The sequence below is a fragment of the Vibrio sp. 811 genome (assembly GCF_033339195.1).
The window spans coordinates 269,691-293,554 of the sequence record NZ_JAWOUB010000004.1 but is presented as its reverse complement, the minus strand read 5'-3'; the positions used below and the strand labels follow the sequence as shown (position 1 = coordinate 293,554).

Below are 23,864 nucleotides of genomic sequence, written 5' to 3'. Positions count from 1 at the left end.
TCGAGGAACGAGGTACAGATGGCTAAGAAACCAGGACAAGATTTTCGTAGTGCTCAGAGCGGCTTAAGTGAACTAAAGTCGCGCTTGTTATTCGTAATTGGTGCACTTTTAGTATTCCGAGCCGGCTCTTTTGTGCCGATTCCTGGTATTGACGCTGCTGTACTTGCCGATTTGTTCGAACAGCAAAAAGGTACCATCGTTGAAATGTTTAACATGTTCTCCGGTGGTGCTCTTGAGCGTGCATCTATATTAGCATTGGGCATCATGCCGTATATTTCGGCATCTATTGTTGTCCAATTGCTAACTGTAGTTCATCCAGCGTTAGCTGAACTCAAAAAAGAGGGTGAAGCAGGCCGTCGTAAGATAAGCCAATACACACGCTACGGCACGCTTGTACTTGCAACCTTCCAAGCTATAGGTATTGCAACTGGCCTACCAAACATGGTCGACAATCTGGTTGTTATCAACCAAACCATGTTTACGCTAATTGCTACCGTAAGTTTAGTAACCGGTACCATGTTTTTGATGTGGTTAGGTGAACAAATTACAGAGCGCGGAATTGGTAACGGTATTTCGATACTGATTTTTGCAGGTATTGTTGCTGGATTGCCTTCTGCAATCGGTCAAACAATCGAGCAAGCGCGTCAAGGTGAATTGCATGTACTTCTTCTGTTGCTAATCGCGGTATTAGCTTTTGCAGTAATTTACTTCGTTGTTTTCATGGAACGTGGTCAACGCCGAATCGTCGTTAACTATGCGAAACGTCAACAGGGTCGTAAAGTGTTTGCTGCGCAAAGCTCGCACTTGCCTCTTAAAATTAACATGGCAGGTGTAATTCCAGCGATCTTTGCATCAAGTATTATCTTGTTCCCAGGAACATTGGCTCAGTGGTTTGGTCAAAACGGTGAGAGCAGCGCGTTCGGTTGGTTAACTGACGTGTCTTTGGCTCTTAGCCCTGGTCAACCGTTGTATGTAATGCTTTATGCAGCAGCAATTATCTTCTTCTGTTTCTTCTACACGGCGTTGGTTTTCAACCCGCGTGAAACAGCAGATAACTTGAAGAAGTCTGGTGCATTCGTACCCGGTATCCGCCCAGGTGAGCAGACAGCGAAATACATTGATAAAGTAATGACACGTTTAACCCTTGCTGGTGCACTGTACATTACCTTTATCTGTCTGATTCCCGAGTTCATGATGGTCGCGTGGAACGTACGTTTCTACTTCGGCGGTACATCGCTACTAATCGTAGTTGTTGTAATTATGGACTTTATGGCACAGGTACAGACTCATCTGATGTCTCAACAGTATGATTCTGTGTTGAAGAAAGCGAATCTGAAAGGCTACGGCCGTTAATCCGGCGGTAGACTCAGTTTCATTTACGGAGTTTAGCAATGAAAGTTCGTGCTTCCGTTAAAAAAATCTGCCGTAACTGTAAAGTAATCAAGCGTAACGGTGTCGTTCGCGTGATTTGCAGTGAGCCAAAGCACAAACAGCGCCAAGGCTAATTAGCAGAAATTTTTACTTGAAAATGAAGGTTGGGTCGAGTATATTCCTCGGCCTACCTTTTGCGTGCAAAAGAAGTAGTATTCCGCAGCGTATCCATAACGGGCTTTGCTGCGGCTAATTCTTTTATAGAAACACTTAGGAGTGAATAATGGCCCGTATAGCAGGCATTAACATTCCTGATCAGAAACATGCAGTAATCGCTCTAACAGCGATCTACGGCATCGGTAAAACTCGCTCTCAAGCTATCCTAGCTGAAGTGGGTATTGCTGAAAATGTTAAGATCAGTGAACTAACTGAAGAGCAGATCGATCAACTGCGTGATGGTGTAGCTAAGTACACTGTAGAAGGTGATCTACGTCGTGAAGTATCTATGAACATCAAGCGTCTTATGGACCTTGGCTGTTACCGTGGTCTTCGTCATCGTCGCAGTCTACCACTACGTGGACAGCGTACTAAAACCAACGCTCGCACCCGTAAGGGTCCGCGTAAGCCGATCAAGAAATAATCGGGAAGGTAGAGTACAATGGCTAAACAACCAACTCGCGCTCGTAAGCGCGTACGCAAGCAAGTTGCAGATGGCGTTGCGCACATCCATGCTTCTTTCAATAACACAATCGTAACCATTACTGACCGTCAAGGTAACGCTCTTGCATGGGCTACTGCAGGTGGTTCTGGTTTCCGTGGTTCTCGTAAGTCTACTCCGTTCGCTGCACAGGTTGCTGCTGAGCGTTGTGCTGAAATGGCTAAAGAATACGGCCTAAAGAACTTGGAAGTTATGGTTAAGGGTCCTGGTCCAGGTCGCGAATCTACTGTTCGTGCACTAAACGCCGCTGGTTTCCGCATCACAAACATCGTTGATGCTACACCAATCCCTCATAACGGTTGTCGTCCACCTAAGAAACGTCGCGTATAACGTTTCTAGGACAATTGGAGAAGAATCATGGCAAGATATTTGGGTCCTAAGCTGAAGCTTAGCCGTCGTGAAGGCACTGACTTATTCCTTAAGTCTGGTGTTCGCGCGATCGATACCAAGTGTAAAATTGATAACGCACCAGGTGTACACGGCGCTCGTCGCGGTCGTCTATCTGAGTATGGCGTTCAGCTTCGTGAGAAGCAAAAAGTACGTCGTATGTACGGCGTTCTAGAAAAACAATTCCGTAACTACTACAAAGAAGCTGCTCGCCTAAAAGGCAACACTGGTGAAAACCTACTTCAGCTTCTTGAAGGTCGTCTTGATAACGTAGTTTACCGCATGGGCTTTGGCGCAACTCGCGCAGAAGCACGTCAGCTAGTTAGCCACAAAGCTATCCTAGTAAACGGTAAAGTTGTAAACGTTCCTTCTTTCAAAGTAGCGGCTAATGACGTTGTTTCTATTCGCGAGAAAGCTAAACAGCAAGCTCGTATCAAGGCAGCTCTAGAAGTTGCTGAACAACGTGAAAAACCAACTTGGATTGAAGTAGATGGTGGCAAGATGGAAGGTACATTCAAGCGTATGCCTGAGCGTTCTGATCTATCAGCTGACATCAACGAACAATTGATCGTCGAGCTTTACTCTAAGTAAGGTTTAAACTAAAGAGAGGACACAATGCAGGGTTCTGTAACAGAATTTCTTAAGCCACGTCTAGTTGACATCGAACAAATCAGCTCGACTCACGCAAAAGTAACTCTTGAGCCATTAGAGCGTGGCTTTGGTCATACTCTGGGTAATGCACTTCGCCGCATCCTTCTATCTTCTATGCCAGGTTGTGCTGTAACAGAAGTAGAAATTGAAGGCGTACTTCATGAGTACAGCACGAAAGAAGGCGTTCAAGAAGATATTCTTGAAATTCTTCTAAACCTTAAAGGTTTGGCTGTGCGCGTTGCCGAAGGCAAAGATGAAGTGTTCATTACTTTGAACAAATCAGGCTCGGGCCCTGTGGTTGCAGGTGACATCACCCATGATGGTGATGTAGAGATCGCTAACCCTGAACACGTAATTTGTCACCTAACGGATGACAACGCTGAGATCGCAATGCGTATCAAAGTTGAACGTGGTCGTGGTTATGTTCCAGCTTCTGCGCGTATCCATAACGAAGAAGACGAGCGTCCTATCGGTCGCCTACTAGTAGATGCTACTTACAGCCCAGTAGACAAAATTGCCTACGCTGTAGAAGCAGCTCGTGTAGAACAGCGTACTGATCTAGACAAGCTTGTTATCGATATGGAAACAAACGGTACTCTAGAACCTGAGGAAGCAATCCGTCGTGCAGCTACAATCCTAGCTGAACAATTGGATGCATTCGTAGATCTTCGTGATGTACGAGTTCCTGAGGAGAAGGAAGAGAAGCCAGAATTCGATCCGATCCTACTGCGTCCTGTAGACGATCTTGAACTAACAGTTCGCTCTGCTAACTGTCTGAAAGCAGAAGCGATTCACTACATCGGTGATCTAGTACAACGTACTGAGGTTGAGCTACTTAAAACGCCTAACCTTGGTAAAAAATCTCTTACTGAGATTAAAGACGTACTTGCGTCACGTGGTCTGTCTCTGGGCATGCGCCTAGAAAACTGGCCACCTGCATCAATCGCTGAAGATTAATCGATACTAGTTAGAAGGATTAGGTCATGCGCCATCGTAAGAGTGGTCGTCAACTCAACCGCAACAGCTCACATCGCAAAGCGATGTTCAGCAACATGGCTAGCTCTCTAGTACGTCATGAAGTTATCAAGACTACTTTGCCAAAAGCAAAAGAGCTACGTCGCGTAGTTGAGCCTTTGATTACACTAGCTAAGACTGACAGTGTTGCTAACCGTCGTCTAGCATTTGCACGTACTCGTGACAACGAAGTAGTTGCAAAACTATTTAACGAACTAGGTCCACGTTTTGCTGCTCGTCAGGGCGGTTACACTCGTATCCTAAAAGCTGGCTTCCGTGCTGGTGATAAAGCTCCAATGGCTTACATTGAGCTTGTAGATCGCCCAGCTGCTGAAGAAGCTGCTGAGTAATCAGTTCGTAAGAACGAGAAAGCCGAGCATTAGCTCGGCTTTTTTGTATCTGTAATTCAGTAAACCTTTATATCCAGCCTGCATTTATTTCAACCGATGCAGACTGGCAATTTAAAAAGTGATTATCACTTACGCTTATTTACTAGTATTCCACAACCCGCCCAACGAACTTAGAAGCCCTTCGCTAGCGCCTTGCTTGTTCAAGTAATCCAAGATTACTGGAGCAAACTGACTGATCATAGATGGGTCTAAACCTAACGTATCGAATGCACTTTTTACTGCACTGATATTCTCAATATTTCCTAGTAAGCTTTGTGCTCCTTGCAAGTTTGAAAGTCCAGGAATCAAAGACTGTAATTCACTACTATTTTCTTGCGAAAGCTGGCTTTGAGCCAAAGCGAGTAGTGCACCACTGCCTCCGGCTGCTTGCTCAGTGGATACTGGTAATTGGCTAGTTAGCATGTCTGTTAATGGAGACGACTCGGTGTTCAAGCTGCTGCCGACCATGTCCATCAGGCCACTTTCTTTACTTTTTTGAGTGACTGAATCTAAGAATGCGTGCGCACTACCAATGTTGATTGATAGGAGTGCTAGAGTTAGGAGTGTTTTACGCATAGTACCTCCAAAGGTTGAGCGTTTTTTAAAAGTGATTTTATTTTTAAAGGCTATCAGAGTGAAAGGTTCAGAGGTGAGAAAGTTTATTCAGTTTAGACAAAAAAACGGCGCTAGTGCGCCGTTTTATTTAATCATAATTGAAAATGGTTTCAATTAGATAATATCTAATAGTTCTACTTCGAAAACTAAAGCTGCAAATGGAGGGATAGCCGCACCAGCGCCACGCTCACCGTACGCAAGATCTTGTGGTACGTATAGCTTCCACTTAGAGCCAACAGGCATTAGTTGTAGTGCCTCTACCCAACCTTTGATTACACCTGTAACAGGGAATTCAGCAGGTTGACCGCGAGATACAGAGCTATCGAATACAGTACCGTCAGTTAGCTCACCGTGGTAGTGAACGCGAACTGAGCTTTCTGCTGTAGGAACTGCACCAGTACCTTCAGAAATGATTTCGTACTGAAGACCAGAGTCTAGAACGTTAACTTCAGGTCGTAGAGCGTTGTCTTTTAGGAACGCTTCGCCTTCTGCTGCCGCAATTTTTGCTGCTTCTTGGCGAGCTGTTTCTGCACGAGTGTGAAGTTCTTGTAGTGCTTTGTTGATTTCATCAATTTCGATTGATGGCATGTCACCAGTTAGTGCTGTTGCAATACCCGCTGCGATAGCATCAACGCTAAGACCTTCAAGACCAGAGCCTGCAAGTTGCTGACCCATTTGCAGACCAATACCGTAGCTTGCTTTTTGTTCTGCAGTTTCAAATTTAATTTCAGACATGAATGTCGCTCTTATTAGGAGTGATAAAGGTAACAGGATATCAGTTTCGAGCTTAGGTTTAAATGATTGCGACTGAATGCTTAATTGAGGCGGCCAGGTTGTGACTTATCTCTTACTCCAAGTGAAATTTCTGCTAATTTAATCCCAATTCCATTTTAGTTTGGTGAAAAACATATACTCTCCGCGTCGGTATTTTTATACTGACCGTAGAAGTATTAAGGGACTCATTACAATGAATCGTCGCAGAAAGAAAAAGCAGCAAGTCGACTATGTCGAATTGGTTAAACAAAAATTCGCTGCTATCGACTGGAAGCAGCCGTTCAACAAAGAGCAATGGTTGGAGCGTATACAGCCTGTTAAGCAGTTTTGGTTGCGTCTGCCTAAATTTCATCAGCGTGCTTTGATGGTCTTAGTGCCATTGATTCTGGTACTCCTTGTTATTCCTTTGCCAAATAAAACAGATCAACCAGTTGAGCAGACTGAGGTCGATCATCAACGCGTAGCGATTGAGCTGAACGCGCAGAGTTTAAGCCAGCAGAGAACCTCTCAGAACTCTGGACCGAAATCTGAAGACTGGAAAGAGTACACGGTTAAAAGTGGTGATACATTAGCGCAGGTTTTCAGAAGTAATCAGCTCTCTATGGCGGATCTTAGCGCTCTGGTCAAAATAGAAGGCAGTGATAAGCCGCTAAGCCAAATAAAGCAGGGACAGTTGATTCGCTTTAAGCTTAGTGACGAAGGCGAGTTAGATATGCTACAGCTGGAAAAAAGCGGGCGGTCCGTTATGTTTTTCCGTTTGTCGGATGGGACCTTTGGGCGTAACAAGTAAACGCTTCAAATGAAAAGACGCGAATATATCGCGTCTTTTTAGTTAGTTTTTTAATTCGATTAGTTTTCATAGTAACCAATCGAATTGAAACTTATAGCGCTACGGATTCTTTCCGCATATCCACATGAGGGATACCATCTTCAAGGTAGCACTCTGAGATAACCTTGAATCCATGACTTGCATAAAACTGGATGAGGTGTTCTTGAGCACCTATATCTATTGTCTGCCCTGGCCATAATGTTTCGCATTGTGCCAATGCCTTGTCCAATAACTTATGACCTAAGCCACCGCCTCGCGCGGTTTGCTTTGTCACCACTCGACCAATACTCACATTGTCATACGTGGTGCCTGCGGGCAGTAATCGTGCGCAAGCAACCAGTTCATCACTGTGATAGCCTATTAGATGATAAACGCCTTCGAGTGTGTCCTTACCATCCAGTTCAGGATAAGGGCAGGTTTGTTCAACAACGAATACATCCACACGCAATTTCATCATTTCATACAGCTGTGTGGTTGTTAGCTGAGCAAAGGGCAAAGTAATCCAAGTGAGCATGTTGTTATCCGTAATGAGAATAGAGTGACTGACTTTACTTTGTTTTGAGCTCATACTCATTAACAAAGGTTAATTAGCACTGGTTTTCCCACCAAATCTGGTGATAATGTGCCCTCTTTCCATCTCACCTGAGGATATCCCCGTGAGCAAACAAACATTCGATCAAGTTGGGCTGAACCCAGCGTTACTCGCCACACTTGATTCCCTGAACTATACCCACATGACGCCAATTCAAGCTTTGAGCTTGCCTGCAATCCTAAAACATCGTGATGTCATCGGGCAGGGTAAAACGGGCTCAGGTAAAACCGCTGCATTTGGTTTAGGGGTTTTATCGAACCTCAACGTCAAACGCTTTCGTGTCCAGTCATTAGTATTGTGTCCAACGCGTGAGCTTGCAGACCAAGTAGCGAAGGAAATTCGTACTTTAGGTCGCGGCATTCATAATATTAAAGTGCTTACTCTCTGCGGTGGGATGCCTATGGGGCCACAAATTGGTTCGCTGGAGCATGGTGCGCATATCCTAGTTGGTACTCCTGGTCGTATTTTGGATCACCTTGAAAAAGGCCGAATTGATCTTAGCGAACTGAATACCTTGGTGCTAGATGAAGCTGATCGCATGTTGGACATGGGGTTCCAAGACGCATTAGATGCAATCATCGATGCAGCGCCAAAGCAGCGTCAAACTCTACTTTTCAGTGCTACTTTTCCAGAAAAAATTGAGCAAATTGCGCAGCGTATAATGCAGACACCGGAAGTGATTAAGGTGGAATCGACGCATGATACCTCAAGCATTGCGCAGTACTTCTATAAAGTTGAAGGCTCGGAAGCACGTGATGAAGCATTGGCGAATTTGCTGCTGACTCACCAGCCAGAGTCCGCGGTGGTTTTTTGTAATACCAAAAAAGAAGTGCAAAGTGTCGCAGATGAGTTGCATCACAAAGGATTCAGCGTTATCGATATCCATGGGGACTTAGAGCAGCGTGAACGCGACCAAGCATTGGTGCAGTTTGCTAACAAGAGTGTGTCTATCCTTGTTGCAACAGACGTTGCAGCGCGTGGTTTGGACGTTGATAATCTTGATGCTGTCTTTAACTTTGAGCTATCGCGCGATCCTGAGGTTCATGTGCACCGTATTGGTCGTACAGGTCGTGCGGGTAGTAAAGGTTTAGCGTTCAGCTTTTTTGGTGAGAAAGACGGTTTACGTGTAGCTCGTATTGAAGAATACCTAGAGATGGACGTGGTACCAGCAACATTGCCTGCCAAATCAAATCAGCCGCCATACCAAGCGAAGATGGTTACGATTAACATTGATGGCGGTAAGAAACAGAAAGTACGACCGGGTGATATTTTAGGTTGTTTGACAGGAAAAAATGGTATTCCAGGCTCTCAAGTCGGAAAGATTCACCTGTTCCCTGTACGCGCTTATGTTGCCGTCGAAAAGTCTGTGGCTAAAAAGGCTCTACAGACCATTAGTAACGGCAAGATGAAAGGGCGCCAATTCCGGGCGCGAATTCTTAAATAGCTCAAATAGCAGAGAAAAAGCTCTTCGTTTGAAGAGCTTTTTTCTTTTTTGAGTTTATTTGAGAGTGTGATCTTTGGTTAAGCGCGCTTTGATTCGGCTCAAACTGATTGGCGTAATGCCGAGGTAGGCCGCAATTTGACTATCGGTAATACGTTGCTTTAAATCTGGGTAATGAGCGCAAAATAATTGATATCGTTCTTCTGGAGAGTAGAGCAACATAAAGCGTTCTTTGTTCTCTTTATTAATCAGTTGGTTTTCGAGTAGCTTTAAGTAAATGGCGTGCTTTTCTGCTCGCCAGTGATGCAACGTTTCAATTGGCAAGCAAAATAGCTGACAAGCGCTCAGCGTTTCCAATAAGTAAGGCGAAGGTTGGTCCTTTATTATGCTCTCAAACCCGATAACCCAGTCCTTCTCCCAATAAAATTCTTTACTGAATTCTTTGCCGTGCTCAGTAAGATAGCTTGCGTGGCATAACCCCTCAATGATGAAGTAAAGGTGTGAGCTAAACTCCCCTTGGTGATTAAGAATGTGGCGTGTAGGCAGTTCGAGCAACTCACCATTTTCAATAAGTTGGTTTGCTTCTGTCTCTAAAAAGCCATGTTTGACTAAGTCTGAAAAAAGATCGCTGTGCATGTGATAACTCAGAAACGGTTTTCTTTATTTTAACGGGTTTTATTGATAACAAAAAAGCGGCTCATGAGAGCCGCTTAGTGTTGTTGTCAAATCAACCTTATTTATTCAGATCGATTTGATAAATTGCGAAACCAATGTCGTCTGTTGACACGCGTTTCATTGGGTATTGTCCTTTCTCTTTGATGAACTGCGCCGCTTTATCGCTAGGGGAGGTTTCGAAACGAATATCTAGCTTGTTATCGGACTTAATCGGTGCGAAAGACCAGTTGTTGTCAGCGCTTGGTGTCACTTCTCCTTTTTCTTCACTCACGCGAGAAATATAAGTGGCGACGACAGAGCGGTTTTCATCTGGTGCGTCAAATGCAATGAAATCTGGGCCTGTACCAGGGAAAGTATTGCTATAAGCACGGTAGTTATTGGTTGCGATGATGAAATCTTGCTTCGGATTGACAGGCTTACCATTGAACGTCAGGTTCACAATACGCTGAGAATCCGGATTAATCACTTTACAATCCGCATCGTACTTCGGCGGTTGGGTAACGTCGATTTGGTAGTTAACCCCATCAATAACATCGAAGTTGTAAGTACGGAAATTATCCCAATCAATCAAAGATTGCGGTTTAGGATTGTTGATGTCGATGTGGTTGAATTGACCCGCACTGCACTCTAGCCATTCGCGAACTTCTTTACCTTTCACTTTCATCGCAACCAAGGTGTTTGGATATAAGTAAAGATCGGCCGCATTACGGAAGGTGAGCTGACCGGATTCTACTTCTGTAAAGTTATTCGGATCGTTCTTACGACCGCCGACTTTAAATGGTGCTGCCGCACTCAGTACTGGAATGTCAGAAAGGTCTGGGTCGCCTTGAATAAAGCGTTCTACGTAGTCTTTCTGAGCAAGGTTAACGATTTGAATGGTGGGGTCGTCCTGCACTAATGCCAAGAAGCTGTACATGACATCATTTGCTTTGCCGATTGGTTGGTTTACAAATTCACGAGTGCCTTTGTGATCTTCTTCTAACGCTTTCACAATATCTGCATCGGCTTTAGCTAATGACTTCTTATTTACTTTATCGAAGATAGGGCGTGCTTCTGCTTGGCCTTCGACGACTTGCCATCTGCCGTCTTTCTCTTTCAGCATCAAATCCATCACACCTACGTGACTTCCCCAGCGGCCCGGCATCACGGACGTTACACCATTGATGGTCCCTTTATCTATATCAACACCAGGTAGGTTTGCGAAGTCTTTCCCTGGGAAGACTGCGTGAGAGTGGCCAAAAGCAATCGCATCAATACCTTCAACTTCTGTGAGGTAGTAAACAGAGTTTTCAGCGCCTAGTTTGTATGGATCAGTAGAAATGCCCGAGTGTGGAATCGCCACAATCACGTCTGCGCCTTCTTTCTTCATTTGAGGAATCAGTTTCTCTGCTGTTTCCTTAATGTCTTTAGCAAAGACTTTGCCTTCTAAGTTTTTTTTATCCCACACCATAATTTGTGGTGGTACAAAGCCGATGTAACCCACTTTTATTTGATGCGCTTCGCCGTTTGTGTCTGTAAATGTGTGAGTTTTGATGAGGTAAGGCTTGAAGTAATGCTCACCGGTTTGTTTATCAAATACGTTTGCATTGATGTAAGGGAAGTTTGCCCCCTTCAACGTCGTTTGTAGGAAATCTAAGCCATAGTTGAACTCATGATTGCCAATGTTGCCCACATCGTAGTCTAGCTTGTTCATCGCTTTGTAGACTGGGTGCACGTCGCCGGGATTAATCCCCTTTGCCGCCATGTAATCGCCCATTGGGCTGCCCTGAATTAAATCACCGTTATCTACTAGTACCGTGTTTTCTGTCTCGGACTTAGCTTGTTTCACTATTGTCGCTGCGCGACTTAAACCGATTTGCTGTGATGGTTGGTCTTTGTAGTAATCGTAATCCATCACGTTGGTGTGAATGTCGGTGGTTTCGATAATACGAAGCTTGATGGTATCGGCCATTACTGGGCCAGCAAGCGTTAGCATGCCACTTAATACTGCGAGGGAAATAGGATGAACTGCCACTTTCATTTGGTGCTCCAATTCAATGATAAGGGGAAATCGTACTGCGTAATGTATCAAACACAGATGCAACTCGATGATAAAGATACAGAAAACTGTGAACATTAATCAGTTTACTGAACCTTATTCATATTAACCGCCGACTTTTTCACGCTTTTGAATGAGACCAAACAAAAACTTCTTAGCAGATTTTTGAATAAAAAATGAAATTTTAGAATTTCAGGTAATATAAACGCCCCGCCATAATGCTTGCATAACGATATCAATGGACGATGAGCAAGCACATGGCAACGAACGATTCAGTCACTTCTTTTCCTAAACCAAAGCCCCGGTTAGTTTCTGACAACCCAGTCGCTGGTGTTACTCGTTTTGCAAAGCAATCGCTACAGCCTGGTGAAGTCGCCTTAGTAGGTGCAGGACCAGGCGATCCTGAACTTCTGACGGTGAAAGCACTGAACTGCTTGCAGCAAGCTGACGTGGTTTTGTACGACTACTTGGTGTCTGAAGAAATCATGGCATTGATTCCAAGCGATACGATTTTGGTGTGCGTTGGGAAGCGAGCTGGGCATCACAGTGTGCCGCAGGAGAAGACGAATCAGCTTTTGGTGGATTTTGCCAAGCAGGGCTACAAAGTAGTGCGCATTAAAGGTGGGGATCCGTTTGTATTTGGTCGTGGTGGTGAAGAGTTAGAAGTGCTTGCTGATGCCGGCGTTCGTTTTCAAGTTGTCCCTGGCATTACCGCAGCAGCTGGCGCAACCGCTTATGCTGGTATTCCACTGACTCATCGTGATTATGCGCAATCAGCCATCTTTGTGACTGGCCACTTGAAAGAAGAAAGTGATGAGATGGATTGGTCCACGTTGGCGCGTGGGAATCAGACTTTAGTGATCTACATGGGGCTGATGAAATCACACTATATTCAGAATCAACTCATTAAGCATGGCCGTTCAGCGTCGACTCCGATTGCCATTATTGAGCGTGGCACGCAGATTCAACAAAAAGTATTTACGGGAGAACTCTCCCAACTCTCTGATTTATCGAAGGAAGCACAATCGCCATCTTTGATTGTTGTCGGAGAGGTAGTGCGACTGTCTCAAAAGTTAGACTGGTTTTTGTCTAGTACTGAATTCAACAAAAGTGCTATTGCCAACTCCATATAATTTCAGACCAAAGATTAGAGACGTAATGCGCCTTCAAGCTTAAAAAGGAAATACAAAACATGGACCAACAACGTTTAACTCACCTTAAACAACTCGAAGCGGAGAGTATCCACATCATCCGTGAAGTTGCGGCTGAGTTTGATAACCCAGTCATGATGTATTCGATTGGTAAAGACTCATCAGTGATGCTGCACCTTGCGCGTAAAGCTTTTTACCCAGGTAAGATTCCATTTCCATTACTGCATGTCGACACCGATTGGAAGTTCCGCGAGATGATTGAATTTCGTGATCGCACCGCGGCCAAATACGGTTTTGAGCTTTTGGTACATAAGAATCCAGAAGGTCTAGCCATGGGCTGTAGTCCGTTTGTTCATGGTTCTTCTAAGCACACTGACATCATGAAGACTCAAGGCTTAAAACAAGCGCTGAACAAGTACGGTTTTGATGCGGCCTTTGGTGGTGCGCGCCGCGACGAAGAGAAATCACGGGCGAAAGAGCGCGTGTATTCATTCCGCGATAAGAACCATACATGGGACCCTAAAAACCAACGTCCTGAGCTATGGAAGACGTACAACGGTCAGGTCAATAAGGGTGAGAGCATTCGTGTATTCCCACTGTCTAACTGGACTGAGCTTGATATCTGGCAATACATCTATTTAGAAAACATCGAGATCGTGCCGCTTTACCTCGCGGACAAACGCCCAGTTGTTGAACGCGATGGCATGCTGATCATGGTTGATGATGATCGTATGGAGCTTCAACCGGGTGAAGTGATTGAAGAGAAGAGTGTGCGCTTCCGTACCCTTGGTTGTTATCCATTGACTGGGGCCATCGAGTCTGAAGCAAACACTTTAACTGGCATTATCGAAGAGATGCTGGTGGCAACGTCGAGTGAGCGCCAAGGCCGAGCGATCGACCACGATCAGTCAGGATCGATGGAGCTTAAGAAACGTCAAGGTTACTTCTAAAGGATCTAAGGAAAGATAATGAACAGTGCAGTTGAAGCTCAATTAGCCGAGCTTGGTATCGAAGGCTATTTAACACAACACCAGTACAAGTCGTTACTTAGATTCTTGACTTGTGGCTCGGTGGATGACGGTAAAAGTACATTAATCGGTCGCTTACTCCATGACTCAAAACAAATTTATGAAGATCAGCTAGCGGCAGTGCATTCAGACAGCCAACGTGTGGGTACCACGGGTGAAAAGCCCGACCTTGCGTTGTTGGTCGATGGCTTACAAGCTGAGCGAGAGCAGGGGATCACGATTGATGTGGCTTACCGCTATTTCTCGACGCAGAAACGTAAATTCATCATTGCAGATACTCCTGGACACGAGCAGTACACACGTAACATGGCTACAGGTGCATCGACATGTGACTTAGCTGTGATTCTGGTTGATGCACGTAAGGGCATTCTCGATCAAACTCGTCGTCACTCTTTCATTTCCAACCTGTTGGGTTTGAAGCACTTTGTTGTGGCGATCAACAAGATGGACTTAGTGGATTACTCCCAAGAGCGCTTTGAAGAGATCCGCGACGAGTATTTGAAGTTCTCTGAGAATCTGACAGGGGATATTGATATTCAAATCATCCCGATCTCAGCGCTTGAAGGGGACAATGTGGTGGATAAAGGCCAAAACCTGACTTGGTTTAAAGGCCCATCATTGCTTGAGCTTCTTGAAACGGTCGATGTGGATCAAGAAAAAGGCGCGGGTGAATTCCGCTTCCCTGTGCAATACGTTAATCGTCCTAACCTCGATTTCCGTGGTTTTGCGGGGACCATTTCTTCTGGTTCGATCAAAGTCGGTGATGCCATTAAAGCATTGCCATCGGGTAAAACGTCAACAGTGGCACGTATTGTGACCTTTGATGGTGATATCGAAGAAGCTCGTGCCGGATTAGCTGTCACTCTGACGCTAAGCGATGAGATCGATATTAGCCGTGGCGATTTGATTGTTCTAGATAATGCTCAAGTGGAAACCACAAACCATTTGCTTGCCGATGTGGTGTGGATGACAGAGCAACCCCTGCAACCGGGTCGTGACTATGACATCAAAATCGCAGGTAAGAAAACCGTAGGTCATGTTGAAGCGATTCGTCATCAATATGACATTAATAATCTCTCGACTCATAGCTCGGCAGAGCTGCCATTGAATGGTATTGGTTTGTGTGAATGGTCTCTTAATGAGTCAGTCGCGCTGGACAATTATCAAGACTGTGCAGATACCGGTGGCTTTATCATTATCGATCGTCTGACAAACGTGACGGTTGGTGCTGGCATGGTTAAAGAGAGCCTCGCCGTGGTTGAGCGCGATTTGACGGGCATCTCTGCGTTTGAAGTTGAGCTTAATGCGCTTGTCCGTAAACACTTCCCACACTGGGAAGCAAAAGACGTCAGCCAGTTTCTGAAAAAGTAACTGGCTCACCCAAGTACGATAATTTCAGGCACTGTTTGCTGTTGTACTTGGGGTGTCGCTACCTAACTGAATTGCGAAATGTCGTTAGGTATTCTCCTAATACCAGAATGCTTCGGTGGAGCCCAAGAAACCGAGCATTCTGATGTTCTTTTCGCTTGCGCTGATTTTTGTCTGTTTGCTCGTTTGTCGGTGATTCATGGATAAATGAGTCGTTGTTGTGCCCTTTAGGGCTATTTGGTAAGGAAAGGCTATGTGGGAACAAGGGTTTGTGTTAGCGATTTTGCTTGGCATTATCACTTGCTTGCTTGTCACGAAAATTAAGCCTAGTTATGTCTTTGCGGGTGCCGCTTTTATTGCATTCATGGCTGGGATGATGGATTCAGCCACTATCGCATCCAATTTTACCAACTCTTCATTGTTAACTCTGGTTCTATTGATTCTTGCATCCTGTGCTCTAGAAAAAACACTGCTGATCAGTTGGGTGAGCCGAAGTATCTCTGAGGGCCAGTTAGGCAGCGTGATTGCTAAGCTCGGTGTGTCGACCGCCTTGCTCTCTTCATTTACGAATAATACCGCTGTGGTTGTCTCATTGATTGGGGCGATTAAGCGTAATCAGCAGCATGCACCTTCGAAATTACTTATTCCCTTGTCTTACGCCGCCATTTTTGGTGGCACGTTAACTTTGATTGGTACGTCGACTAACTTAATCATCAACAGCTTTGTCGAAGACGCAGGCTTACCGAGCCTGAGCTTTTTTACACCTACGATGATAGGTTTGGCTGTGCTGGTGGGAGGGATGCTGATTCTTATCCCGCTCAGCTACTTGCTACCGAATTATGATGATCAAAACCAAGAAGATTTACCTTACTTTCTTGAGTCTCGCGTTGAGCCTGGATCACCGCTAGTTGGGCGTACGATCAGCGAGAATAATTTACGTGCGCTGCGCAAACTGTTTCTTGCAGAAGTGGTGCGCGATGGTGTTACTGTTTCTTCTGTGGGACCGGATTTTGTGCTCAATGCAAAAGACCGCCTGTTATTTTGTGGCGATGTTGAGAGCGTCGCGACCCTGCAAGAAATTCCGGGCCTCAAGTTGTTTGGTCAGCAGCACTTAAATGGGCAAAACTTTATCGAAGTTGTGGTGAGCTCGTCGGCGACGTTTTGCTACAAAACCCTCAAAGAGAGCCGATTCCGCGACCGATTCGATGCCGTTGTTGTGGCGATTCGCCGAGGCCACGAACGCCTAGAAGGTGGCTTGGGTAGCATTACCTTAGCGCCAGGAGACACGTTAGTTCTGGTTCCAGGAAAGCGTTTTGAGTCTGAACGCCGAGCTCATCGTAAAGAGTTTGTTTTAGTGCATGACTTGGACTCTAGCGCTCGGCTTGATACGAATAAGTCTTCCATTGTATTACTGGGCTTTGCAGCCGTAATTGGATGCGCTCTATTAGAGTTAGTACCGATTATTAAAGGTCTAGCTGTGTACCTTATCGCGCTTATTGCGTTTGGTATTGTGCAGATTTCAGAACTGCGCCGCCGTTTTCCGATCGATATCGTCGTGATTGTCGGTTCCGCTTTGTCTATTGCTCAACTGATGATCTCTTCTGGATTGTCAGAAAGAATGGGAGTGATGTTTATTGAAGCGTTTAATGGCTGGGGAGTATTTGGTGCCTTGGTGGCGACTTATATCATGACATTGGTACTCACTGAATTGGTGACAAACAATGCCGCGGCTGCGCTTTCTTTTCCTATCGGCTATAGCATGGCGGTGGGTTATGGCGTGGATCCGATGCCATTCATCATGGCGGTTTTGTTCGGCGCGAGTGCGAGCTTTATCTCTCCCTACGGTTACCAAACTAACCTGCTGGTGTACAGCGTAGGAAATTACAAATTGACCGACTACGTGAGAATTGGAGTGCCAATTTCGATTGTGTACTCTGTATTAGTACTTACTTTGATCCCGGTCTTTTTCCCGTTTTAATTCCGATATTTACAAGGATACGTTATGACTGCCGAAACGACGGTAAAAGATGAAAACATTGTTTGGCACCAGCATTCGGTTGATAAACAGTTTCGTGCTGAATTAAAGAAGCAAAAACCTGCCGTATTGTGGTTCACTGGTTTATCTGGAGCGGGTAAATCAACCGTAGCAGGGGCGTTGGAAAATCGCCTTGCAGCATTGGGTTACCACACCTATTTATTGGATGGTGACAATGTACGACATGGTTTGTGTAGCGATTTAGGTTTTTCTGAACAGGACCGTCGCGAGAACATTCGTCGTATTGGTGAACTGGCGAAGTTGATGGCAGATGCGGGTTTAATTGTTCTGTCGGCGTTTATTTCACCGCATCGTGCAGAGCGGAAGTTAGTACGCGATTTATTGCCAGAAGGCGAGTTTATCGAAGTGTATGTCAATGCATCTCTAGAGGTTTGCGAAGGTCGAGATCCTAAGGGTTTATACCGTAAAGCCCGTGCGGGAGAGATTCCTAATTTCACTGGTATTGATTCGGAATATCAAGCGCCAGAGAACCCTGAAATCGATTTGCCCGCGGGAGAAAAGAGTGTCGATGAGCTGGTGGATTTGTGCTTAATCGATCTTAAACAACGCGGTGTGATCCGATAAAAAAGCATTTAGATCATAGGTGACCTAAAGCTCTTTGAGCTGCTTGAGAAGTATTTGGATCATAGGTAATCAAATGCTTCTCAAGCTGGCTAGACGGTATGATGAACCGTACTTTTAGCTTCACTATGGACACTAAATCTATGATTTAACAGTGCAAGCATTTGATCGTAGTATTCGGCATGTGGTTTGTTTCCGAGCAAGGTACAGAGCTCATTACCTGTGGGTGTGAAGCGGTAATATAAAAGGCGGACACCTTTACTGTTTACGTTCAGTGACAAGTTTTTACCTTGGTAGGTGAGGACCAACGGTGTCTCGATACTAATTTCGCCAGATTCAAGTTCGGCACTGTGCAGCAGCCCTAATTCAATTAAGAGCAACAAGCTTGAATACGGCAGTTGAAAACTTCCCATATTTAGGCTGTTAGCGACGTCTCGCTTGCCGAAGCTAAATATGCCTCCTTGCGCTTTGTAACCAATCAGCAGTTTTCTGCTGTGCTCCCCTCCAAAACTGCACGCTAAAGAGGCGGCTCTTTGCAGAGTTTGTGCTTCCTTTGGTGACATATCCTTGAGGGTTTTCAACGCTTTCATGGACGTTGAACCCGGATTGGTCACTTCACGCTTCATCACTTGAGCCCATAGCTTTTGCATCGCACTGTTATGGATGTCTTGAGCCATCTCAAAAAATCGATGCAACCAATCTTGGTCTGGCTCTCCCGCTGTCTCATCTCGGCATGAACTGTGCGCTAATTTTAAAATCTGTTCTAAGTTTTTTTGTCGCTGTTCTTGGTGTCTTTGCTCTCGCAATTGGGCTCTTTCAAACGCAGACTTGGCCGGCGGTTCGGTTTGCAGTAAGGCGTCAAGACCGTGTATTTGGGCTATGGTTTTTACCTTACTAGCACTGTCTTTTATGTAGCCTTGTTTCTTTTCTTGTTGCGTATTTTTTTTTGTGTCTGACTGATGTTCGATGACAACAGGTTGCTTTGTCGGGTCTGCCATTCGTTTTCCTACCAAGAACTGCGCGGTTCGCACGTTTAAATTTACACCTTATCTGACCAAGCGACCAGACAGGAGTTCTCAGTTTTTGAACGAATAGGGCTATTCAAAATGATAATGAGTTGTTAAAATTGTTATCGTTATTTTGGAGGGGCTATGAAGTTCTCAGAAGCAGGTAAACTCAAAAAGCACCTGTCGATAGCGTTTCTTTTGGTTATTTATGTGGGCGTATTAGCGTATTTATCTCGTTATATCGTGTAGCACAAAGCTAAAAAAGGCGCCAGTGTGACGCCTTAGGTGTAGCGAGGCTTATCGACGACTTAAATTACATATCGTCGTAGGCTTCTATTTCTGATCCCTCAATAACGTAAGCCGTTTCTGCCAGTTCGTGGTTTATCGTCTCGGTTTTCAACGTTCCAACCACATATATGACATCCCACAACTCTTGAACAGGCGCGCCTTTCGGAAACTTCACGTAAATGATCTGGTTTGGAGGCGGTGGTGGCACGTGAATACAAGCTCCAAAATATGGCACCAATAAAAATTCGGTGACGGTATCGGCATCACCTTCAAGTGGGATAACAAACCCTGGAATTTTAACTTGGCTTCCGTTCAGTTCTGGTCGAACGTTACCAATCTTGGACTGCTGGGCTGCGCCACCACTGTGATCAGATGCGGGCATGCCTATACTGTCGAATAATTTACGCTCTTTTTCTGGAACAAGGTCAATCCAGTCAAGCTTCAATGGTTCTTCGCTGGCCATAACAGGCGCTGTGAATGCGACGACCAGCAAGCAACTTGCGAGAATTTTTTTCCACATTTTATTAAATCCTTATTGTCATTCCGTCACTCAGTGACTGTCGGTAGGCGCGGAGTGCGGGAATGAAACCAATCACAATACCAGCGCATTGTACGAAACCTAATAGCATCCACTCATAAGTAGATAAGATGCTTAAGGTGAGATGTATTCCATAGTGCTGTTGGATGATCGGCTGCGCGATAGCAAGAATAGCATACAGCCCAGTAACGCCAGTAATAATACCAGCAGCAGTAAGCAAGCTGGCTTCACTAATTAAGAGTGAGAAAACATGACGAGGCCTTGCTCCCATGGCACGCAAAATCGCCATTTCACGGCGGCGTTCCTGTAGGCTAGTTAATAGACTGCTTAACATACCTAACAACCCTGCAATCACGACAAAACCAGATACTGCCATTAGGGCTTGCTCTGCAACAGACATCATTCCCCATAACTCATGCAACGCAACGCCGGGCATAATGGCGCTAAGCGGCTCTTTGGGGTAGGTGTTAATTTGTCTTTGCAGGGCGAAAGTTTGAATACGAGATTTCAAACCAACGAGCATAGCGGTAATTTGTTTGGGCTGAAAGTCTCTGTTTTTGAGATCTTGTGCCTTGGGTGTCGGGCCCAAACGCGCACCACTTTCCCACCCAACGTGAATGGCTTCGATGGCTTCCAATGATACATGGACAGTTTTGTCGACTGGTGTTCCTGTAGGTGCAAGGATACCGACAACTTTAAATGGCAGATTGTCATGACGGCTAAAGCCAACGTCGCTAATGCCGTGGGCAATGATGATTTCGCTACCGATATCATAACCAAGTTGTTTAGCGACATCAGAACCTAGTACGGTTTCAAATAAACCATTGAATTCTCTACCCTTGCTGAATGTTAGTGGTTGCTTACTTCCAAACTTGTAATGCTCAAAGTAACTGTGATTGGTTCCCATAACTCGGAAGCCTTTATGCGAGTCGCCAAGCGAGATTGGAATAGCCCAATCGACTGAACGATGATTGGCAAACTCTTGGTAGCTTTTCCAATCGATGTTGTTGGTCGCATTACCAATACGAAACACAGAATAGAGCAATAGGTTCACTTGCCCAGAGCGTCCACCAATAATGAGGTCTGTGCCTGAAATTGTATTGGCGAAGCTATCCTTGGCTTGAGTTCGGATACGCTCGACGCCCAAGAGGAGTACCACTGAAATCGCAACGGTCATGATGGTTAGAATTGCCGTCGCTTTGCGGTTCATCAAGCTCTTCCAGGCGAGCTTTACAACAGCACTCATGATATGGCTCCTAGGCTAGATACTTGATTAATGTCGGGTAGATTGAGCGTGCGATCGAATAAGGGTTCGAGTGTTGGGTCGTGGCTAACGAATACCAGTGTGGCATTGGCTTGATTCGCTTGCTCCATAAGGAGCTCAATAAATGCTTTACGATTGTCATAGTCTAAAGCTGAGGTTGGTTCGTCAGCGATCACTAACTCTGGATGTCCTATCAGAGCTCGAGCCGCAGCCACACGTTGTTGTTGACCAATACTCAATTCAGAGACAGGGCGTGTATGAAGCTCGTTTGGCAAGTGCAGTCGTTCTAGTAGGGCCTGAGCCTGTTCATTTAATGTTTGAGATGAGGCACCTAAATGGGCACGGTCACGTCGTATTTTACTGAACTGACATGGCAATAATACGTTTTCAAGTACGTTAAGGTACGGCAATAAATTGAACTGTTGAAAGATGTAGCCAATATGATTGGCGCGAAAGCGGTCTCTCTGACTGGCACTTAAACTAGCAAGGTCAGTATCGAGTACAGATAGAGAGCCTGAAGTTAATGTGTTAATCCCCGTCAACAAAGCGAGCAAGGTCGATTTACCGCAGCCACTTGGACCTTTGATAAACACATGCTCGCCTTGTGTAATGTGTAATTTGGGGATGTGGATGGTTGGGTTGGTTGAACCGGGCCAGAAAAATTGGGCATCCTCTAGCTCGACAACATTTGGTGTGGTTTCAGTCATATTAAATCACCAAAGCTGTGGCGTGTAAGTGGGTACTCACACGCCACTCGTGTTATTTGATTACGATTTGGGTGTTATCTTTGCTTAATTTAATTGCTGATTGCATGGTATCAGTGAATATATTGACGCTGATGGACTCTGTAGTTGGGAATTGGTTAAACCAATCGGTTTGGATTTGGCTAAGCTGATTAACTTGTTCGCAATTGAAGCGATATTGCACCGAAAATTCACCGTGACCGCCATGATCGTGCGCCTCATCATGATCGTCATGGTGGTCATGTTTATCATGATGTTCATTATGATCATGGTGTTCGTGTCCTTCATGATCGTGATGTGCATGGTCATCATGGTCGTGCTCACTATGATCATGTTCCTCATGAGTTTCGCTTAGGTTGTGGCTCACGTAAGCTTCTTCAACATTACAATCAGCTTGTGAGTTAATAGCGAACAATGCGTTGCTGTCTTCGAGTGTAGCGACGGCTTGTTTAAGCGCTTGCTCTTGTTGTGCGTTTTCTGGAGCATGTTCGAAACCCACAACATCAGCTCCAGGAGCTGTGATCTCTACTAACAGATCTTTGCCATCTTGGGCGATATTAAACTCGACGTGACCATGCACATGAGCACCATGCTGGCGGTATTCGTTTGCATTCGCTGCTGTCGATAAAGTGAGGCCAATAGCAAGGGCTAAAACGTGTTTTGATGACATTGTATTTTTCCTAATTTTACTGGCATTAACCAAAGGCGGTATTGCTCAGATTCGAGTTTCACTAAGTTATTGTTCCTGACACACTAGGTGCGGAAATGAACTCAATAATTTTGAGTGTGGAATAGTTTGGAAATTAAGCAAAATAAGGAGGGGCACGAGCAGCGCCAAGAACTTCTTCGCCGTACACGAGATGCAAAAAAACATGATGATGCTGGGCGCGCGTAAAAGTCGGTGTAGAGAGGGTAGGTTGTACCTTTGCTATACCGTGTTGAACACCAGAAAATAATTGGCAATGATGATGGGTATGATGGTCGGGCGTCAGATCGACTTGATGGAGTACAACCGCAAAGTTCCAAGCGATCAGCAACGCAACACTGAAAAATAAAGCAGTGCGATACCAATATCTTAGTGTTTTTTGCTGGTGGTGGTACATCTGAGCTCCTCTTACCGACTGTTATAATATAACACCCATAATGAATAAAAGTTCACTCTTTTGTTGGCTAGCAGAAAAATTTAACTCCACACATACGTGCCGAAAAATATTGGTAATACTCTCTGTGGAAGTGTCGCACTTATAAAGAGCAGAGTTGTCACTGCCCATGCTTCTAATCAAATTCATATAGCTCCTTACAACAAGAACAAGGAGCCATTCAATGAAGCTAGATGTTCTGTTTAATAAGCTCAATGACTTTTGTTATCTCATCTTGCTCAAGTGCGCCCTCTTTGACAAACAGAACTTTGCCCGTTTTGTCTTGAACAATAATGGCCGAGCTTTCTTCTTTCAGGTCCCAAGTATTGGCAACTACGCCATTTTCATCAAGAACCATGGATGACCAAGGAAACTCTTTTTTGCTGTCTTGAGCTGAAGACTTCACGAAAGAGCCTGTCCCCCAAATTGCATCATCTTGGTTGATGATAGTCGTCGTCTGGTAGCTTTCTTGTGGAAAATTTGCCGCTGTTATTGCCGACATTAAAGGGGCATTCATCTCTTTTGAACTGCTACGGCCTGCGATGGCTTGAATAACACGAACTTTGCCTTGCATATGTTGAGTTGCCCAGGGTTGGTATGCAACGCCTTCGCCTTGTAAAACAATCTCGCCGTAAGCGGCAACATTGACAGGAGGAACGCTTTTTCCTACTGATAAGTTGTGTGCAAAGGTCAAGCTTGGCGTTAAGGCCAGTAGTAGAGGTAGGAGAGTCTTAGTTTTCATATTGTTATATTCCGTACGAGGTTTGGAAGCTTCCAGTATATATCCAGATCTTAGAAATTTGTAGGACCGTTTATAACATTTATTTAACGTATGGAGTGGTGTAATCTTGCGTTATATTTAGAATTTGCTAAAATGAGTTCCGTCGCAAATTGCGCATTAAGATTGCAGAGGAAAAATAAGCAATCCGTGTTTTCTCAAAGGAATTGAGGTGAGTTATGCTACGTGAGTTTGCTGTATATCGACCATTACAAGTGGCCCGTTTTGTTAAAACGTTGTTCAAAGGTCAGTTTTTTATTGTCGGGGTTGGTTGTTTTCAGTTCGACAATGGCAAAGTGTTACTACCTGACGTCAACGATTATAAAAGGCTCACCATCTTTAAAGAAGTCAACCAAGTGATAGCATCATTATCGGCTTAGTTAGCTTGGTACCCACTTAGATTTAGAAAAGAGCGACCATATCGGTCGCTCTTTTTGTTGCTGGTTAGG

The 23,864-nt window shown here is 44.9% G+C and carries 27 protein-coding genes; 15 read left to right on the top strand and 12 right to left on the bottom strand.

The genetic code is table 11. The features are described 5' to 3' along the window. Nucleotides 1-18: 18 nt before the first annotated feature. The 7 genes from secY (at nt 19) to rplQ (ending at nt 4,491) form a co-directional block, all read left to right on the top strand. Nucleotides 19-1,353, top strand: coding sequence for a preprotein translocase subunit SecY (secY, locus tag R7Q46_RS09825; protein ID WP_005379562.1), 1,335 nt, complete (start codon nt 19-21; stop codon nt 1,351-1,353). Nucleotides 1,354-1,391: 38 nt separating this feature from the next. Beyond that, nucleotides 1,392-1,505, top strand: coding sequence for a 50S ribosomal protein L36 (rpmJ, locus tag R7Q46_RS09820; RefSeq protein ID WP_000868186.1), 114 nt, complete (start codon nt 1,392-1,394; stop codon nt 1,503-1,505). 149 nt (nt 1,506-1,654) lie between these two features. After that, on the top strand, nt 1,655-2,011 hold the full coding sequence (rpsM, locus tag R7Q46_RS09815) for a 30S ribosomal protein S13 (RefSeq protein WP_005383154.1): 357 nt from the start codon (nt 1,655-1,657) through the stop codon (nt 2,009-2,011). An 18-nt stretch (nt 2,012-2,029) separates the two neighbouring features. Then, on the top strand, nt 2,030-2,419 hold the full coding sequence (gene rpsK, locus R7Q46_RS09810) for a 30S ribosomal protein S11 (RefSeq protein ID WP_001118870.1): 390 nt from the start codon (nt 2,030-2,032) through the stop codon (nt 2,417-2,419). Between the two features lie 27 nt (nt 2,420-2,446). After that, a complete protein-coding gene (gene rpsD, locus R7Q46_RS09805; RefSeq protein WP_005383146.1) occupies nt 2,447-3,067 on the top strand; it encodes a 30S ribosomal protein S4 in 621 nt (206 codons plus the stop codon). 24 nt (nt 3,068-3,091) lie between these two features. Further along, entirely contained in the window at nt 3,092-4,084 is a 993-nt protein-coding gene (locus tag R7Q46_RS09800) for a DNA-directed RNA polymerase subunit alpha (protein ID WP_005383143.1), read from the top strand. Nucleotides 4,085-4,110: 26 nt separating this feature from the next. Continuing rightward, the gene (gene rplQ / locus R7Q46_RS09795) at nt 4,111-4,491 is read left to right on the top strand and encodes a 50S ribosomal protein L17 (RefSeq protein ID WP_005383141.1); all 381 of its coding nucleotides are present in this window, start codon (nt 4,111-4,113) and stop codon (nt 4,489-4,491) included. Between the two features lie 135 nt (nt 4,492-4,626). Here rplQ and R7Q46_RS09790 read toward each other — a convergent pair whose 3' ends face one another. Then, nucleotides 4,627-5,106 (bottom strand): DUF2780 domain-containing protein, encoded by a 480-nt coding sequence (locus R7Q46_RS09790; protein WP_017820297.1) that lies wholly within the window; start codon nt 5,104-5,106, stop codon nt 4,627-4,629. A 153-nt stretch (nt 5,107-5,259) separates the two neighbouring features. Beyond that, entirely contained in the window at nt 5,260-5,880 is a 621-nt protein-coding gene (locus R7Q46_RS09785) for an FKBP-type peptidyl-prolyl cis-trans isomerase (protein ID WP_005383137.1), read from the bottom strand. A gap of 232 nt (nt 5,881-6,112) precedes the next feature. Between R7Q46_RS09785 and R7Q46_RS09780 the strand changes: the two genes are divergently transcribed. Then, a complete protein-coding gene (locus R7Q46_RS09780) occupies nt 6,113-6,709 on the top strand; it encodes a LysM-like peptidoglycan-binding domain-containing protein (protein ID WP_318077478.1) in 597 nt (198 codons plus the stop codon). Between the two features lie 91 nt (nt 6,710-6,800). Here the strand turns inward: R7Q46_RS09780 and R7Q46_RS09775 are convergent, their stop codons facing one another. Continuing rightward, the gene (locus R7Q46_RS09775) at nt 6,801-7,262 is read right to left on the bottom strand and encodes a GNAT family N-acetyltransferase (protein ID WP_318077482.1); all 462 of its coding nucleotides are present in this window, start codon (nt 7,260-7,262) and stop codon (nt 6,801-6,803) included. A gap of 142 nt (nt 7,263-7,404) precedes the next feature. Here R7Q46_RS09775 and dbpA point away from each other — a divergent pair, with 142 nt between their 5' ends. Then, nucleotides 7,405-8,784 carry an ATP-dependent RNA helicase DbpA gene (gene dbpA, locus R7Q46_RS09770; RefSeq protein ID WP_318077476.1) on the top strand — a complete coding sequence of 460 codons (1,380 nt, stop codon included), beginning with the start codon at nt 7,405-7,407 and terminating at the stop codon, nt 8,782-8,784. A 54-nt stretch (nt 8,785-8,838) separates the two neighbouring features. On the opposite strand, the gene R7Q46_RS09765 is transcribed toward dbpA, so the two are convergent. Together R7Q46_RS09765 and cpdB are read right to left on the bottom strand one after the other, a co-directional pair. After that, complete coding sequence (locus R7Q46_RS09765; RefSeq protein WP_213871821.1) at nt 8,839-9,417, bottom strand: Crp/Fnr family transcriptional regulator; 579 nt, start codon at nt 9,415-9,417, stop codon at nt 8,839-8,841. 97 nt (nt 9,418-9,514) lie between these two features. Then, entirely contained in the window at nt 9,515-11,476 is a 1,962-nt protein-coding gene (cpdB, locus tag R7Q46_RS09760) for a 2',3'-cyclic-nucleotide 2'-phosphodiesterase (RefSeq protein WP_318077475.1), read from the bottom strand. A 275-nt stretch (nt 11,477-11,751) separates the two neighbouring features. Here cpdB and cobA point away from each other — a divergent pair, with 275 nt between their 5' ends. From cobA to cysC, 5 genes are all read left to right on the top strand, one after another. Then, nucleotides 11,752-12,627: a uroporphyrinogen-III C-methyltransferase gene (gene cobA / locus R7Q46_RS09755; RefSeq protein ID WP_031780800.1), complete on the top strand. Its 876-nt coding sequence runs from the start codon at nt 11,752-11,754 to the stop codon at nt 12,625-12,627. A 59-nt stretch (nt 12,628-12,686) separates the two neighbouring features. Continuing rightward, entirely contained in the window at nt 12,687-13,595 is a 909-nt protein-coding gene (gene cysD / locus R7Q46_RS09750; protein ID WP_005379592.1) for a sulfate adenylyltransferase subunit CysD, read from the top strand. Nucleotides 13,596-13,613: 18 nt separating this feature from the next. Continuing rightward, the gene (gene cysN / locus R7Q46_RS09745) at nt 13,614-15,044 is read left to right on the top strand and encodes a sulfate adenylyltransferase subunit CysN (RefSeq protein WP_017820290.1); all 1,431 of its coding nucleotides are present in this window, start codon (nt 13,614-13,616) and stop codon (nt 15,042-15,044) included. Between the two features lie 250 nt (nt 15,045-15,294). Next, nucleotides 15,295-17,019 (top strand): SLC13 family permease, encoded by a 1,725-nt coding sequence (locus tag R7Q46_RS09740; protein WP_017820289.1) that lies wholly within the window; start codon nt 15,295-15,297, stop codon nt 17,017-17,019. Between the two features lie 24 nt (nt 17,020-17,043). Further along, nucleotides 17,044-17,661 carry an adenylyl-sulfate kinase gene (gene cysC, locus R7Q46_RS09735; RefSeq protein ID WP_005379598.1) on the top strand — a complete coding sequence of 206 codons (618 nt, stop codon included), beginning with the start codon at nt 17,044-17,046 and terminating at the stop codon, nt 17,659-17,661. Nucleotides 17,662-17,750: 89 nt separating this feature from the next. On the opposite strand, the gene R7Q46_RS09730 is transcribed toward cysC, so the two are convergent. The 7 genes from R7Q46_RS09730 to R7Q46_RS09700 all read right to left on the bottom strand — a co-directional run bounded on the left by R7Q46_RS09730 (nt 17,751) and on the right by R7Q46_RS09700 (nt 23,379). Then, nucleotides 17,751-18,656: a TIGR03899 family protein gene (locus R7Q46_RS09730; RefSeq protein ID WP_262639322.1), complete on the bottom strand. Its 906-nt coding sequence runs from the start codon at nt 18,654-18,656 to the stop codon at nt 17,751-17,753. 322 nt (nt 18,657-18,978) lie between these two features. Then, entirely contained in the window at nt 18,979-19,473 is a 495-nt protein-coding gene (locus R7Q46_RS09725) for a DUF3299 domain-containing protein (protein ID WP_005379600.1), read from the bottom strand. A 4-nt stretch (nt 19,474-19,477) separates the two neighbouring features. Then, entirely contained in the window at nt 19,478-20,737 is a 1,260-nt protein-coding gene (locus R7Q46_RS09720) for an ABC transporter permease (protein WP_005379602.1), read from the bottom strand. Next, nucleotides 20,734-21,462 (bottom strand): ABC transporter ATP-binding protein, encoded by a 729-nt coding sequence (locus tag R7Q46_RS09715; RefSeq protein WP_005379603.1) that lies wholly within the window; start codon nt 21,460-21,462, stop codon nt 20,734-20,736. The genes R7Q46_RS09720 and R7Q46_RS09715 overlap by 4 nt, the downstream gene beginning before the upstream one ends. Nucleotides 21,463-21,514: 52 nt before the next feature. Further along, nucleotides 21,515-22,168 (bottom strand): zinc uptake protein ZrgA, encoded by a 654-nt coding sequence (gene zrgA / locus R7Q46_RS09710; protein ID WP_025768357.1) that lies wholly within the window; start codon nt 22,166-22,168, stop codon nt 21,515-21,517. A gap of 133 nt (nt 22,169-22,301) precedes the next feature. Beyond that, nucleotides 22,302-22,601, bottom strand: a complete 300-nt coding sequence (locus tag R7Q46_RS09705; RefSeq protein WP_005379608.1) for a DUF2607 family protein — start codon at nt 22,599-22,601, stop codon at nt 22,302-22,304. A gap of 226 nt (nt 22,602-22,827) precedes the next feature. After that, a complete protein-coding gene (locus R7Q46_RS09700; RefSeq protein ID WP_005383122.1) occupies nt 22,828-23,379 on the bottom strand; it encodes a YtfJ family protein in 552 nt (183 codons plus the stop codon). Nucleotides 23,380-23,594: 215 nt separating this feature from the next. On the opposite strand from R7Q46_RS09700, the gene R7Q46_RS09695 reads away from it, so the two are divergent. Next, entirely contained in the window at nt 23,595-23,795 is a 201-nt protein-coding gene (locus R7Q46_RS09695; protein ID WP_318077473.1) for a DUF1107 domain-containing protein, read from the top strand. Nucleotides 23,796-23,864 lie beyond the last annotated feature (69 nt).

Coding starts and splice junctions, on each gene's coding strand:
- secY (WP_005379562.1), top strand. CDS start 19: ATGGCTAAGAAACCAGGACAAGATTTTCGTAGTGCTCAGAGCGGCTTA.
- rpmJ (WP_000868186.1), top strand. CDS start 1,392: ATGAAAGTTCGTGCTTCCGTTAAAAAAATCTGCCGTAACTGTAAAGTA.
- rpsM (WP_005383154.1), top strand. CDS start 1,655: ATGGCCCGTATAGCAGGCATTAACATTCCTGATCAGAAACATGCAGTA.
- rpsK (WP_001118870.1), top strand. CDS start 2,030: ATGGCTAAACAACCAACTCGCGCTCGTAAGCGCGTACGCAAGCAAGTT.
- rpsD (WP_005383146.1), top strand. CDS start 2,447: ATGGCAAGATATTTGGGTCCTAAGCTGAAGCTTAGCCGTCGTGAAGGC.
- R7Q46_RS09800 (WP_005383143.1), top strand. CDS start 3,092: ATGCAGGGTTCTGTAACAGAATTTCTTAAGCCACGTCTAGTTGACATC.
- rplQ (WP_005383141.1), top strand. CDS start 4,111: ATGCGCCATCGTAAGAGTGGTCGTCAACTCAACCGCAACAGCTCACAT.
- R7Q46_RS09790 (WP_017820297.1), bottom strand. CDS start 5,106: ATGCGTAAAACACTCCTAACTCTAGCACTCCTATCAATCAACATTGGT.
- R7Q46_RS09785 (WP_005383137.1), bottom strand. CDS start 5,880: ATGTCTGAAATTAAATTTGAAACTGCAGAACAAAAAGCAAGCTACGGT.
- R7Q46_RS09780 (WP_318077478.1), top strand. CDS start 6,113: ATGAATCGTCGCAGAAAGAAAAAGCAGCAAGTCGACTATGTCGAATTG.
- R7Q46_RS09775 (WP_318077482.1), bottom strand. CDS start 7,262: ATGCTCACTTGGATTACTTTGCCCTTTGCTCAGCTAACAACCACACAG.
- R7Q46_RS09765 (WP_213871821.1), bottom strand. CDS start 9,417: ATGCACAGCGATCTTTTTTCAGACTTAGTCAAACATGGCTTTTTAGAG.
- cpdB (WP_318077475.1), bottom strand. CDS start 11,476: ATGAAAGTGGCAGTTCATCCTATTTCCCTCGCAGTATTAAGTGGCATG.
- cobA (WP_031780800.1), top strand. CDS start 11,752: ATGGCAACGAACGATTCAGTCACTTCTTTTCCTAAACCAAAGCCCCGG.
- cysD (WP_005379592.1), top strand. CDS start 12,687: ATGGACCAACAACGTTTAACTCACCTTAAACAACTCGAAGCGGAGAGT.
- cysN (WP_017820290.1), top strand. CDS start 13,614: ATGAACAGTGCAGTTGAAGCTCAATTAGCCGAGCTTGGTATCGAAGGC.
- R7Q46_RS09740 (WP_017820289.1), top strand. CDS start 15,295: ATGTGGGAACAAGGGTTTGTGTTAGCGATTTTGCTTGGCATTATCACT.
- cysC (WP_005379598.1), top strand. CDS start 17,044: ATGACTGCCGAAACGACGGTAAAAGATGAAAACATTGTTTGGCACCAG.
- R7Q46_RS09730 (WP_262639322.1), bottom strand. CDS start 18,656: ATGGCAGACCCGACAAAGCAACCTGTTGTCATCGAACATCAGTCAGAC.
- R7Q46_RS09725 (WP_005379600.1), bottom strand. CDS start 19,473: ATGTGGAAAAAAATTCTCGCAAGTTGCTTGCTGGTCGTCGCATTCACA.
- R7Q46_RS09720 (WP_005379602.1), bottom strand. CDS start 20,737: ATGAGTGCTGTTGTAAAGCTCGCCTGGAAGAGCTTGATGAACCGCAAA.
- R7Q46_RS09715 (WP_005379603.1), bottom strand. CDS start 21,462: ATGACTGAAACCACACCAAATGTTGTCGAGCTAGAGGATGCCCAATTT.
- zrgA (WP_025768357.1), bottom strand. CDS start 22,168: ATGTCATCAAAACACGTTTTAGCCCTTGCTATTGGCCTCACTTTATCG.
- R7Q46_RS09705 (WP_005379608.1), bottom strand. CDS start 22,601: ATGTACCACCACCAGCAAAAAACACTAAGATATTGGTATCGCACTGCT.
- R7Q46_RS09700 (WP_005383122.1), bottom strand. CDS start 23,379: ATGAAAACTAAGACTCTCCTACCTCTACTACTGGCCTTAACGCCAAGC.
- R7Q46_RS09695 (WP_318077473.1), top strand. CDS start 23,595: ATGCTACGTGAGTTTGCTGTATATCGACCATTACAAGTGGCCCGTTTT.